The 12,495-nt window shown below is 71.4% G+C and carries 11 protein-coding genes and 1 tRNA gene; 8 read left to right on the top strand and 4 right to left on the bottom strand.

The genetic code is table 11. From position 1 onward, the window contains the following. Positions 1–21: 21 nt before the first annotated feature. Positions 22–639, bottom strand: a complete 618-nt coding sequence (locus tag ACH4D5_RS13545) for an ATP-binding protein (protein WP_398301698.1) — start codon at positions 637–639, stop codon at positions 22–24. 53 nt (positions 640–692) lie between these two features. Further along, a complete protein-coding gene (locus ACH4D5_RS13540; RefSeq protein WP_398301696.1) occupies positions 693–1,526 on the bottom strand; it encodes a glycerophosphodiester phosphodiesterase in 834 nt (277 codons plus the stop codon). A 347-nt stretch (positions 1,527–1,873) separates the two neighbouring features. Between ACH4D5_RS13540 and ACH4D5_RS13535 the strand changes: the two genes are divergently transcribed. Next, positions 1,874–3,439, top strand: coding sequence for a S1C family serine protease (locus tag ACH4D5_RS13535; protein ID WP_398301694.1), 1,566 nt, complete (start codon positions 1,874–1,876; stop codon positions 3,437–3,439). A 54-nt stretch (positions 3,440–3,493) separates the two neighbouring features. After that, a tRNA-Ser gene (locus ACH4D5_RS13530) sits at positions 3,494–3,578 on the top strand. 59 nt (positions 3,579–3,637) lie between these two features. Here ACH4D5_RS13530 and ACH4D5_RS13525 read toward each other — a convergent pair. Both ACH4D5_RS13525 and ACH4D5_RS13520 read right to left on the bottom strand, forming a co-directional pair. Then, the gene (locus ACH4D5_RS13525) at positions 3,638–5,119 is read right to left on the bottom strand and encodes an MFS transporter (RefSeq protein WP_398301692.1); all 1,482 of its coding nucleotides are present in this window, start codon (positions 5,117–5,119) and stop codon (positions 3,638–3,640) included. A gap of 483 nt (positions 5,120–5,602) precedes the next feature. After that, positions 5,603–6,499, bottom strand: coding sequence for a bifunctional DNA primase/polymerase (locus tag ACH4D5_RS13520; RefSeq protein WP_398301690.1), 897 nt, complete (start codon positions 6,497–6,499; stop codon positions 5,603–5,605). Positions 6,500–6,906: 407 nt separating this feature from the next. On the opposite strand from ACH4D5_RS13520, the gene ACH4D5_RS13515 reads away from it, so the two are divergent. From ACH4D5_RS13515 to ACH4D5_RS13490, 6 genes are all read left to right on the top strand, one after another. After that, positions 6,907–7,218 carry a hypothetical protein gene (locus ACH4D5_RS13515; protein ID WP_398301688.1) on the top strand — a complete coding sequence of 104 codons (312 nt, stop codon included), beginning with the start codon at positions 6,907–6,909 and terminating at the stop codon, positions 7,216–7,218. Between the two features lie 272 nt (positions 7,219–7,490). Beyond that, positions 7,491–8,657, top strand: a complete 1,167-nt coding sequence (locus ACH4D5_RS13510) for an acyl-CoA dehydrogenase family protein (protein ID WP_398301686.1) — start codon at positions 7,491–7,493, stop codon at positions 8,655–8,657. After that, positions 8,657–9,760 carry a bifunctional MaoC family dehydratase N-terminal/OB-fold nucleic acid binding domain-containing protein gene (locus ACH4D5_RS13505; protein ID WP_398301684.1) on the top strand — a complete coding sequence of 368 codons (1,104 nt, stop codon included), beginning with the start codon at positions 8,657–8,659 and terminating at the stop codon, positions 9,758–9,760. Before ACH4D5_RS13510 ends, ACH4D5_RS13505 begins: the two co-directional genes overlap by 1 nt. A gap of 1 nt (position 9,761) precedes the next feature. Next, the gene (locus ACH4D5_RS13500; protein ID WP_398301682.1) at positions 9,762–10,790 is read left to right on the top strand and encodes an acyl-CoA dehydrogenase family protein; all 1,029 of its coding nucleotides are present in this window, start codon (positions 9,762–9,764) and stop codon (positions 10,788–10,790) included. 98 nt (positions 10,791–10,888) lie between these two features. Beyond that, a complete protein-coding gene (locus ACH4D5_RS13495) occupies positions 10,889–11,296 on the top strand; it encodes a MaoC family dehydratase (protein WP_398302596.1) in 408 nt (135 codons plus the stop codon). Continuing rightward, entirely contained in the window at positions 11,293–12,459 is a 1,167-nt protein-coding gene (locus tag ACH4D5_RS13490; RefSeq protein ID WP_398301680.1) for a lipid-transfer protein, read from the top strand. Before ACH4D5_RS13495 ends, ACH4D5_RS13490 begins: the two co-directional genes overlap by 4 nt. Positions 12,460–12,495 lie beyond the last annotated feature (36 nt).

The following is a 12,495-nucleotide window of genomic DNA, read 5'->3' as shown; positions in this document are numbered from 1 at the left end:
CGAGCCTAGCCGTTCGCGGATTCAGTCCGACTCGTCGAAGGGGTCCACGAAGGCGAGGTCGGATATCGCGGCCGCCGACGGGGCGGCGACGCGCGTAGCGAAATCCTCGCGGTGGTGGGCGGCTTGGACGACGGCCCACACGGTGACCTCGCCGTGCACGTCGTCACGGACTCCCCAGGTGTCGGCGAGCGCCGTGATGATGTTGAGCCCGCGGCCGCCGTGCGCCGTGACCGACGGGGTGGCCGGGGCCGGACGGGTCGGACCGCCGCCGTCCGTCACCTCGACCGTCAGCCTGCCCGCCTTGTCGACGTGCCAGGCCGCGCGCACGTCCCCGTCCCCGACCATCCCGCGGCCCAGCGGCCTGCCGTGCCGGCAGGCATTGCTGAGCAACTCCGACAGGATCAGTACGGCATCGTCGACGACCGACTCCGAGACCCCGCTCATGCGCAGCTGATCACGCATACGGTGTCTTGCTTCCCCCACGCCCGCAGGGCCATGGGGTACGGCCATGCTCGACGACGTGGGCACCTCCCGTGCCACCACCAACGCCACCCCCGAGACCTCCTTCGCCCCACGCCACGGTGTGGATGCCCCAATGGACTGGACCGGAAACCGGCCAACCCACGCCCGGTGACGCACTCGTGACGATCGAATACGCACCGAACGCGCCGGTGCACTCCCTGTAACGGGAGTTACCGGAGTCCCAGCCGGTCCAGTTGGGACAGAACTTGTTTGGGGCGGTTGGTGATGATCGCGTCGACGCCCAGTTCGGCACAGAGTTCGACATCCGCCGGCTCGTTCACGGTCCACACGTGCACCTCGTGCCCCGCGCGTTTCAGCTTCGCCACGTACGACGGGTGGTTGCGCACGATCCGCATGGCGGGACCTGCGATGCGCACCCCTTGCGGAAGGCGGCCGTCGCGGTGGCGCGGCGAGACGAACTGCATCAGGTAGACGGTCGGCAGCGTCGGCGAAGCGGCCCGGACGCGGTGCAGTGAACGCGCCGAGAAGCTCATGACCCGTACCGGCGAAGGACCGTCGGCGGGCGGCGCGTCCAGGCCGAAGCGCTTGAGGAGAAGCAGCAGGCGCTCCTCCACCTGGCCCGCCCAGCGGGTGGGGTGCTTGGTCTCGATGGCCAGCCGCACCTGTCGTCCCGAGGCATTACTTTCGGCCACCAGCTCAAGGAGGCGCTCCAGGGTCAGCACGGAGGTGTCCTCGGCTGAGCCCTCCCAGTCCGGGTCCTCCTCGGCCTCGCCGTGATGTCTCTTCCAGGAACCGAAGTCCAGGGCGGCGAGGTCGGCGAGCTCAAGGGCGGAGACGGCCCCGCGGCCGTTCGACGTGCGGTTCACGCGGCGGTCGTGGACGCACACGAGATGGCCGTCGGCGGTCAGCCGCACATCGCATTCGAGGGCGTCGGCACCGTCCTCGACCGCTTTCTTGTAGGCGGCCAGCGTGTGCTCGGGGGCGTCCTCGGAGGCTCCGCGGTGGGCGATGACCTGAATCTGGTGCTGTCGTGCGAGGGTCACCGCGTCATGGTGCCATCACGGGGTACTCGTCGGCTCGCCGGACGACACTCCGCCGACGGCACCCCACCGGACGACACCCCGCCGGGACGCCGAACACACAGGATCGGCTTATGGTGCCCTGACAGCCCATGGGAAAAGCTGACAGCAGACAAAAATGACGGATGGCAGATGACGGGGCAGAGGACGGGCGGACGACAGCCGACAGTCGTCGGCCTCCGCTGACGCCCGCCGGCACCCGCCGGCACCCGCCGGCACCCGCCGGCACCCGCTGACAACTGCACAGTCGGCACACCCCTGGCCGTGACCGAGAACGTACGTAACGACAGCATGGACCGAGGAGAAGAGCTGTGAGCACCGAGAACGAGGGCAACGAGGTACCCCAGGCCCCGTCCGCGCCCCCCGCGCCGGTGGACGCTCCCGCTGTTCCCGCCGACTCCAGTGCAGCCGGGTCCGGTGCGCCGGGCGGGCAGCCGGGGCATGAGGGGGCGCACTCTGCTCCCGCGCACGCCGCCCCCTCGCACGCCGCGCCCGCACACGCCCCCGGGCATGCTCCCGCCCACGCCTCCGCGGGTGCCCCGGAAGGTGCTGTGCCGGGCGCCCCGCAAGGTGCCCCGGAAGGTCCTGTATCGGGCGCCCCGCAAGGCGCCCCGCAAGGCGCCGCTCCGAGCGCTGCCGGTGCCGACTGGCCGCCCCCGCAGCCGCCCGCCATGCCGTCGTACGCCACGGGCGGCGGCTCCGGGTCCGGCTGGGGCGCTTCGTACCACCCGCAGGAGCCCAAGCCCGGCGGCCGGCGCGGCGGCCTGGTCGCCGCGGTGCTCGCGGCCGCCCTGATCGCGGGCGGCATCGGCGGAGGCGTCGGCTACTGGGCGGCCGAGCGGAACGACAGCGACACCAGCTCGACCACGGTGTCCGCCCCCGACACCCCCGCCGACCTCAAGCGCGAGCCCGGTTCGGTCGCCGACATCGCCAGCAAGGCACTGCCGAGCGTCGTCACCATCGAGGCGCAGAGCGGCGGCGGCGAGGGCGGCACGGGCACCGGCTTCGTCTACGACACGCAGGGCCACATCCTCACCAACAACCACGTGGTGGCGTCGGCGGCCGAGGGCGGCAAGCTCCAGGTGACGTTCTCGAACGGCAAGAAGTACGCCGCCGAGGTCGTCGGCCGCGCCGAGGGCTACGACGTGGCGGTCATCAAGCTCAAGAACGCCCCCGACGGTCTGCGGCCGCTCAAGCTCGGCAACTCCGACCGCGTGGCCGTCGGCGACTCGACCATCGCGATCGGCGCCCCCTTCGGCCTGTCGAACACCGTCACCACCGGCATCATCAGCGCCAAGAACCGCCCGGTGACCTCCAGCGACGGCGGACAGAGCGGCAAGAGCTCGTACATGAGCGCCCTGCAGACCGACGCCTCCATCAACCCGGGCAACTCCGGCGGCCCGCTGCTCGACTCGCGCGGCGCGGTCATCGGCATCAACTCCGCGATCAAGCCGGCCGAGAGCGGCGGCGGCCTCGGCGGGTCGGGCCAGTCCGGCTCCATCGGCCTGGGCTTCGCGATCCCGGTCAACCAGGCGAAGCAGGTCGCCCAGCAGCTGATCAAGACCGGTCAGCCGGTCTACCCCGTGATCGGCGCCTCGGTCTCCCTCCAGCAGGAGGGCACGAACGGCGCGACGATCTCCCAGGAGGCCACGGGCGGCGCGGAACCGATCACCCCGAACGGCCCGGCGGACAAGGCGGGCCTCAAGCCCGGCGACGTCATCACGAAGCTGGACGACACGGTGATCGACAGCGGCCCGACCCTGATCGGCCAGATCTGGACCCACAAGCCGGGCGACACCGTCAAGATCACATACGAGCGCGACGGCAAGGAGCACGCGGTCGACGTGACCCTGGGCCAGCGCAAGGGTGACAGCTGACCCGCTAGTCTTGTCCCCGCGCGGTCCTGATTCGGTTTCCGTCGGACGGCGCGGGGTGGGTTGCCCGAGCGGCCTAAGGGAACGGTCTTGAAAACCGTCGTGGTTCACGCCACCGTGGGTTCAAATCCCACACCCACCGCTTGCAGGTCAGAGCAGTAGCAGTGCAGAAGGGTGTCTCCCATGGGGAGACACCCTTTTTCAGCAATCGGCCGGGCCGTTCGGCCGCTTGGGCAGGCAGAACATCAGGGCCCACAGGAGGGCGAGGAGGCCGCCGGCCCACCACAGCACGGTGAGGAACGCGTCACGGTTGAGCCCGGCGTCGAGCGAGCCGCCAGTGGTGGCGAAGAACACCAGGGCGGTCAGCGCGGTGCCGAGGGCGATGCCCAGGTGCATGACGGTGTTGAACAGGCCCGAGGCCGACCCGGCGTCCTCATGCGGCACCCGCGCCAGCGACATGTCGGCGAGCGGGCCGCCGACCATGCCGAGTCCGAACCCGATCAGTACCACCGGAGCGGTCATCGCCGGCAGGGTCAGGCCCGCCTGGCCCGCGTCGACCTGGAGTCCGTAGGCAGCCATCGAGGCGAGCGCGACGAGAGCTCCCGTCTGCGGCAGCCGTCGGGCGAAGCGCCCGCCGCTCTTCGCCACGATCGTCGCGCCGGCCAGCTCTCCGAGGGAGAGCAGCACGAAGGCCAGGGCCGCCTGGAGGGGGCTCATGCCCAGTCCGCGCTGGAGGTAGAGCGTCCAGGTCATGAAGAACAGCCCGCACAGCAGGCCGTGCATCAGCTGCGCGGCCATGCCGCCGGAGAACTGCCGACTCCGGAAGAGGGACAGGGCCACGAGGGGTGCGTCGCCCTGCTTGCGCCGCTGGTGGCGCAGGAAGACGCCGAGGACGAGAACGCCCGCGGCGAGCAGGGCGAAGCACCACAGCGGCCAGTGATGCAGATGCCCCTCGGTGAGCGGGAAGACGATGAGGACGATGGCCAGCGCGGACAGCAGCATGCCGGTGAGGTCCAGCCGGTCGGCCTTCTGCACGGTCGACTCGGGGATGAACCTGCGGCCCAGGAGGAGTACGGCGAGGCCGACGGGCACGTTGACCAGGAAGATCGGCCGCCAGGACAGCCCGAACAGGTCCGCCTCGGTCAGCAGACCGCCCATCACCGGGCCCAGGACATTGGCGAGCGACATGACGGCTCCGTACAGGCCGAACACCTTGCTGCGGTTCTGGCCCTCGAAGGTGACGTGAAGGGTGGCCAGGATCTGCGGGATCATCACGGCCACTCCCACGCCCTGGAGGGCGCGGGCGGCGATCAGCAGACCCGGCCCGGCAGCGAGGCCGCACAGCAGTGAGGCCGCGGTGAACACGACGGTGCCGATGAGCAGGATCCTGCGCCGGCCGTAGAGGTCGCCGAGGCGTCCGCCGGTGATCAGCCCGACGGCGATGGGCAGTGAATAGCCGGTGGTCACCCACTGCACCGCGTCAGGTCCGGCGCCGGTGGACTCCTGGATGGCGGGCAGGGCGGTGAGGACGACCGACTGGTCGATCATGTCCATCAGCTCGGCGCCGAGGAGCACCAAGAGAGCGATCCAGGCAGCCAGGCCCAACTTCGACGATCCGGGTGCTGGGCGGGGCGGGGACTGGGTGGTGTGCTGCGGCTCGTTGTCGAGCGCGGAGGAAGACACGACGGAAACTCCTGATCCAAGGGGATCGGGGAGCCCTGCCGACAGCCGCACCGGGGTCGGAAAAACACGAAACCCGGGGCAGACGGCAGAGCTGCACCCGGGGAAAGACAGAAAACTGCGGGGGGACACACGGGGGTGACGCAACTCAGGCCAGCGCGACGTCCGCCCCCGGACACGTGCGACAAAACAGCACGTGGGGAACGCGGACGGCTACATGGCCTGGTTAATAGGACGTCACCTCAAGATCGACGCAGAAGGAACAGGAAGCAGAAGGAACAGGAACTTCGGCCACTGCTGCCGAGATCTCCGGAGCAGAAGCCTTACCACGCTACGACATCTCGGGGCCTTTCGTACAGCGGATCACGAGGGGCCCTGTCCGACGCACTGATCAGAAGGTTGCAGTGCCCTGTCGCGTTGGGCGCTTGGGGTCCCGTTGGGCGCTTGGGCGCCCTTTAGACATGCCCTTGGGCGGGCCGGGTCGGCTCACGTGTCACCCGTGAGGCGGGCCGCCGAGGCGATCGTCGAGAGGGCCTCGCGTTCGGTGAGGCCGACGCGTAGGGCGGCGTCCACGAGTTGGGGCGCCAGGGCCTCGCCGATGCCGTTCTCGTAGGCCCGGCAGGCGGCCCAGAAGAGGCGGGTGTTGCGCTGGCCCTCGTGCGCCGCGAGAACGAACTGCACCAGCCCCTGGCCGCGTTGGGGTAACGCGTCAGGGTGTCCGGCCGGCGCGCTGTCGGCCCCGCGGGGTGCGTGCTGGTGGGGGCGGGGCGGGGGCGTGAGCAGGCGCAACAGGGCCGGAGGGCAGTGCGCGGGGGGCAGGTGGGCGGTGCCGGGCGCGGTGCTGTAGAGGCCGTGCTCGGTGCGGGAGCCGGGGCCGACGAGGTAGCCGCCGGCGCCCCGGACGTCGATGCCGGGGGCGAGCCGGCCCGCCGAGTTGGGGATCACGGTGTCCGGTGGGCCGGTGAGCCAGATGTGGCGGCCGCCGCTGGGCGTGATCACGACGACGGTGTCGGGGATCGTGAAGAGGTGGCGCAGCGCCAGTTCGCGCAGGGCCGCCGAGGCGTCCGTACCGGACTTGGTGTCCAGGTCGATGCCGATCAAATGGTGTGGCGGCAGCCCGCAGGCGATGCCGTAGCCGGTGGCCCAGGGGGCGGCGGCGAAGAGTTCGCGGATGCGCCGGGGGTCGGTCGTCGCGTCGTACACGCCGTGCCCGAGGCGTCCGCATTCACCGTGGCAGAGGGCTGGCCGGGGGTCTCCGTGGTGGGGGGAGCGCAGGGCGGGGAGCTTGGTGCGGGACAGCGGGAGCACCGCGAGGCCGCGTTCGGCGGCCGACAGGGCGTGGGCGAGCGCGAGGGTGGTGGCATGGCGGTCGGTGGTGGCCATGACCTCATTTTCGTACGCACGTTCGAAGAAGGGAAGAGGGAGCGGGCCGGGATTGGGCCGGACGGGGTGATCCGGGAGGGGGCGCCGCCCCCCTGCGCGGCCTTCGGGAGGAAGGCTGCCGTAACGCTTCACCTCGTGCGATGCCCGGCCGGGGGTGCAATGCGGCCGGGGGTCCGTGGGCCTCGGAGCAGACCGGTGGGGCGCGCGGAGCGTTTATCGATATGTCCTCACGCTTGCGGGGGAATCACGGCTTCCGGGGTGGTTCGCCGGGGATTCGGTGGGCAACTCTGGACCCGCGACGTCGTGCAGCACACTCCGGGGCGGTCGGCCAACTGCCTTGGAATAAGCCGTACTTCAGGTGCGCCAGGCCTCGGCCGACGCGTGCCTCCTGCTCTGGAGGAACAGACATGGCAAGTATCCGTAGCGCCCGCATCATCGCCGCCGCCGCAGCCGTGCCGCTGGCCGCCGCGCTCTTCTCGGGCGTCGCGTTGGCCGACAACGGAGCCTTCGCGAACAACGGATCCAACGCCGGTGTGGCGACTGTGAACGGCAGTGGCGTGGGTGATGACAACGGGGGCAACTCGACCACGACGCAGCAGCAGGCCATCGGCAACGGAGCCTCCAACCAGAACAACACCGCCCAGGTGAACGGATCCGGCTTCACGGCGATCGACCAGTCGAACGACAACGTCGCGGTCAACTTCGCCGAGCTCTGGTGAGCCGGTGCCCTCTGGAGCCGCTCGGGACGGCTCCAAGGGGCGTGAGCTGTGGGGTGTGACGCTCTTGTGCGGCGGCGCTTCGGTGCCGCCGCACAGGCGTGTCCGGGGGGGGCGGTGCCGGGTCTGGGTGGTGACGGGTCCGGGGAGGGGGGTGACGGGTCCGGGGGGGGGGGGCTCCTCCGTGGAGCCGGCGGCGGGTGATCCCTTGACACCGCACCGTACCTGACGGACAGTCAGAAACCCTGCCGGTACGAGACGGAGAGGCCGCCCCCGTGCACCTCGCCCCCACCGAACGCCAGCGCCGACTCCGTGCCGAACTGCGCGCGTACTTCCGCGAGGTGATGCCCGAAGGGCCGCCCGACGGGACGGACGCGGAGGGACAGCGGCGCCTGCTGCGCCGCATCGGCGCCGACGGCATGCTGGGCCTCGGCTGGCCCGTCGAGTACGGCGGCCAGGGGCGCGGCGCCGACGAGCAGTTCGTCTTCTTCGACGAGGCCCACCGCGCGGGCGCCCCGGTATCGATGGTCACCCTGAACACCGTGGGGCCGACCCTCATGAAATACGGCACCGAGCAGCAGAAGGACACCTTCCTGCCCCGCATCCTCAGCGGCGACGTCGTCTTCGCGATCGGCTACAGCGAGCCCTCCGCCGGGACGGACCTGGCGGCGCTGCGGACCCGGGCCGTGCGCGACGGCGACACCTGGCTGGTCGACGGGCAGAAGATCTTCACCTCGAACGCGCAGAACGCCGACTGGATCTGGCTGGCCTGCCGCACCGACCCCGAAGCCCCCAAACACCAGGGCATCTCGATCCTCCTCGTGCCGACCGACGACCCCGGCTTCTCCTGGACACCGATCGAGACGGTGGGCGGACTGACGACGACGGCGACGTACTACGACGGAGTCCGGGTGCCGGCCGCGAACCTCGTCGGCGAGGAGAACGGCGGCTGGGGGCTCATCACCAACCAGCTCAACCACGAGCGGGTCGCGCTCGCCGCGATCGGCATGCAGGCCGAGGACTTCTACGCGGCGGCGCTGGACCGCGCGCGTACACCCGATCCGGTGACGGGTGAGCGCCGGATTGACGCTCCGTGGGTGCGGTCGAGGCTGGCCGAAGCGCATGCCCGGCTTGCGGCAACGCGCCTGCTCAACTGGCGTTTGGTGGGTGATGTGGGGACCGGGGGTCCGGCGCCGGGCGACGCGAGCGGCGTGAAGTTCGCGGGAACCGAGTCGGCCGTGGAGGTGTACCGAATGTGTCAGGAGATCGCGGGCGAAGCGGGGCTCGTGCGAGCCGGTTCGCCGGGCGGTCTCGGGGACGACGGCGAGCTGGAGCGGATGAACAGGGCCGCGCAGATCAACACGTTCGGGGGCGGGGTGAGCGAGGTGCAGCGAGAGATCGTCGCGACGATGCGGCTCGGCATGCGGAGGGGGCGACGGTGATGGCGGGGGTGACGAAGGCGGAGGCGGCCCAGGTGTCGGAGAGGGAGGCGGCCCAGGGGGCGGTGACGGCGGGGGCCCAGGGGGCGGAGACGGCGGGGGCAGCGGAGACGGCGGAGGCAGCTGTGAAGGAGACCGCGTACGAGGAGTTGCGGGCGTTCGAGGGGAGGCCGGCGGCGGAGGCGGGCCTGGGCAAGGACCTGGTCAACGAACCCATGATCAGGCACTGGTGCGAGGCGATGGGCGACACGCACCCCGCGTACAGGGGCGCGGACCCGGTGGCGCCCCCGACGATGCTCCAGGTCTGGACGATGGGAGGACTCTCCGGCCACGACGGCCGCTCGGAGGCGTACGACGCGTTGTTCGCCCTGCTCGACGACGCCGGGTACACCTCGGTGGTCGCCACCGACTGCGAGCAGGAGTATCTGCGGGCGCTGCGGCCCGGTGACGAGATCACCTTCGACGCGGTGATCGAGTCGGTGTCGGAGCGCAAGACGACCAAGCTGGGCACGGGGCACTTCGTCACGACACGGATGGACGTCCGCGCGGGCGGCCGGCTCGCGGGCACCCACCGCTTCCGCATCCTCAAATACGCTCCGGCGAAACGGAAACCGAAGGGCGAGCGCCCCCGTCCGGTCATCAATCGGGACAACGCCGGCTTCTGGGAGGGCGTCGCCGCGCACCGCCTGCTGATCCAGCGCTGCGGCGGCTGCGACACACTCCGCTTCCCTTGGCTCCCCGGCTGCAACGCCTGCGGTTCGCTCGAGTGGGACACGGTCGAGGCGAGCGGCGAGGGCACCGTCTATTCGTACGTCGTGATGCACCACCCGCCCTTCCCCGCCTTCGACCCTCCCTACGCCGTGGCGCTCGTCGAACTGGCGGAGGGCGTGCGCATCATCAGCAACGTGACCGGCGTGCCGTACGACAAGGTGCGGATCGGGATGCCGGTGCGGCTCGCGTTCGAGCGGGTGGACGCCGAGCTGGAGCTGCCGGTGTTCCGGGCCGTCGAGGGCGGGGAGGCCGTCGAAGGCGTGTCGGCTTCTGGGGGTGCGGCGGCTTCCGGGGGCGTGGCGGCCTCCGGGGGCGCGACGGAAGGCGGTGGCTGACGTGGACTTCACGCCTACGGAGGAGCAGGCGGCCGCGCGCGACCTCGCCCGGGAGATCTTCACCGACCTGGCCACGCCGGAGCGGCTCGCGGCGGTGGGGACGGGTTCGGACGCCGAGCTCTGGAAGGCCCTGTGCGCGGCGGGGCTGCCGGGCGCGGTCGAGGACATCGGGCTGCTCGGGCTCGTGCTGCTCCTGGAGGAGCAGGGGCGGGTGACGGCACAGGTGCCGTTCGCGGCGAGCTGTGTCTACGGCCTACTCGCGGTGGCCGCGCACGGCACGGCCGAGCAGCGGGACCGGCTGCTGCCGGCGCTCAGGCAGGGGAGCGCGGTCGTCACGGGAGCGTTGCCCGCCCGCGGCGGGGTGGTGGCGTCCGCGGACGGGGTGCTGAGCGGCACGGTGACGTGGGTGCCGTGGCTGCGGGACGCGAAGCGGGTCCTGGTGGCGGCGGCCGACCGGAGCCTGTGGCTGGTGCGGGTCGCCGACGCGCGCGTGGAGCCGGTCGAGCTGACGGCGCCCTGGGCGGCGGGCCGGCTCATCCTCGACCGGACGCCGGGGGAGCGGCTGGGAGGTCCCGCCGCATACGAGGACGTGCAGGCGTGCGCACGGACGGCCTTCGCCGGGCTGCAGGCCGGGGTGTGCGCGGGGTCGCTGGCCCGCGCGGTCGCCCACACGAACACGCGCGAGCAGTTCGGCCGCCCCCTCGCCGCGAAGCAAGGCGTCCAACTCCGCGCCGCCGACGCCTACATGGACACCGAGGCGATCAGAGTCACGACCTACGAGGCGGCCTGGCGCCGTGACACCGGACTGCCGTACTGCACGCACGCCCTGACCGCCGCCTGGTGGGCCTCGGAGGCGGGCAAGCGTGTCGTGCATGCGGGCCAGCACCTGCACGGCGGCATGGGCGCCGACCTCGACCACCCCGTGCACCGGCACTTCCTGTGGGGGCGGCAGCTGGACGCGTATCTGGGGTGCGGCAGCGAAGTGCTCCAGGAGCTGGGTGACTTGATCGCAAAGGGGGAGCCGTCATGAAGGGGGAGACCGGTGTCACGCAGAGCGCGGCCGATGTCACGAAGGGCGGGACCGATATCACGAAGGGCGGGTCCGGTGTTGTGAAGAGCGGGACCGGTGTGACGACGGGTGAGGAGCTGCCGCCGCTGGAGATCCCGATCACCCGGACACTCATCGTCGCCGGGGCCATCGCGTCCCGCGACTACCAGGACGTGCACCACGACGCGGAGCTCGCGCGGGCGAAGGGCTCCCCCGACATCTTCATGAACATCCTCACGACCAACGGCCTCGTCGGGCGGTACATCACCGACCACTTCGGCCCCACCGCCGTGCTGCGCAAGGTGGCGATACGCCTCGGGGCGCCCAACTACCCGGGGGACACCATGGTGCTGACCGGAACCGTCGAGGACGTCGAGGCCGCGCCCGGGGGCGACACGGCCGTCGTCACGGTCGTCGGCACCAACGGCATCGGCAAGCACGTGACCGGCACGGTCACGGTCACCGTCCCCCCGGGAGGCACCGCATGAGCGTCCGTACGCGCGACAGCCTCGGCGGGAAGGCCGCGATCGTCGGGATCGGGGCGACGGAGTTCTCCAAGGACTCGGGGCGCAGCGAGCTCAAGCTGGCCGTGGAGGCGGTGGGCGCCGCGCTCGACGACGCCGGGCTCACACCGGCCGACGTGGACGGCATGGCCACCTTCACCATGGACACCAGCCCGGAGATCACGGTCGCCCAGGCGGCCGGCATCGGGGAACTGTCCTTCTTCTCCCGCGTCCACTATGGCGGCGGGGCGGCCTGCGCCACCGTCCAGCAGGCGGCCCTCGCGGTGGCGTCCGGGGTGGCGGAGGTCGTCGTCTGCTACCGCGCGTTCAACGAACGGTCGGGGCGCAGATTCGGCTCCGGGGTGCAGCGGCGCGAGCCGTCCGCCGAGGGCGCGGCGCTCGGCTGGGCCCTGCCGTTCGGACTGCTGACGCCCGCCTCCTGGGTGGCGATGGCGGCCCAGCGCTATCTCCATGCGTACGGTCTGACGCCGGAGGCCTTCGGTCATGTGGCCGTCATGGACCGGAAGTACGCGGCCACCAACCCCGCGGCGTACTTTCACGGGAAGCCGATCACGCTCGCGGACCATGCGGCGTCGCGCTGGATCGTCGAGCCCCTGCGTCTCCTGGACTGCTGCCAGGAGACGGACGGCGGGCAGGCGATCGTCGTCACGAGCGTGGAGCGGGCCCGCGACCTCCCGCGTCCGCCGGCCGTGATCGCTGCGGCGGCCCAGGGCGCGGGCCGGGCGCAGGAGCAGATGACCAGCTTCTACCGCGACGACCTGAGAGGGCTGCCCGAGATGGGCGTGGTGGCGAAGCAGCTGTGGCGCACCTCCGGGTTGGCGCCGGGCGACATCGACGTCGGGGTGCTCTACGACCACTTCACCCCGTTCGTGCTGATGCAATTGGAGGAGTTCGGATTCTGCCCGCCAGGCGAGGGCGCGGGCTTCGTCGCCGAGGAGCGGTTGCCCCTGAACACGCACGGCGGACAGTTGGGAGAGGCGTATCTCCACGGCATGAACGGCATAGCGGAGGCCGTCCGGCAGGTGCGCGGCACCTCCGTGAACCAGATACCGGGCGCGGCGCGCACTCTGGTCACGGCGGGCACGGGCGTTCCCACATCGGGGTTGATTCTGCGGTCGGACGGCTGAACGCGGCGCGTGTCCCGGCCGCGGATCGGGCCCGGA

The sequence above is a fragment of the Streptomyces sp. NPDC018029 genome, assembly GCF_044327655.1.
Lineage (GTDB): Bacteria > Actinomycetota > Actinomycetes > Streptomycetales > Streptomycetaceae > Streptomyces.
This window is presented reverse-complemented; position numbering and strand designations above follow the sequence as displayed.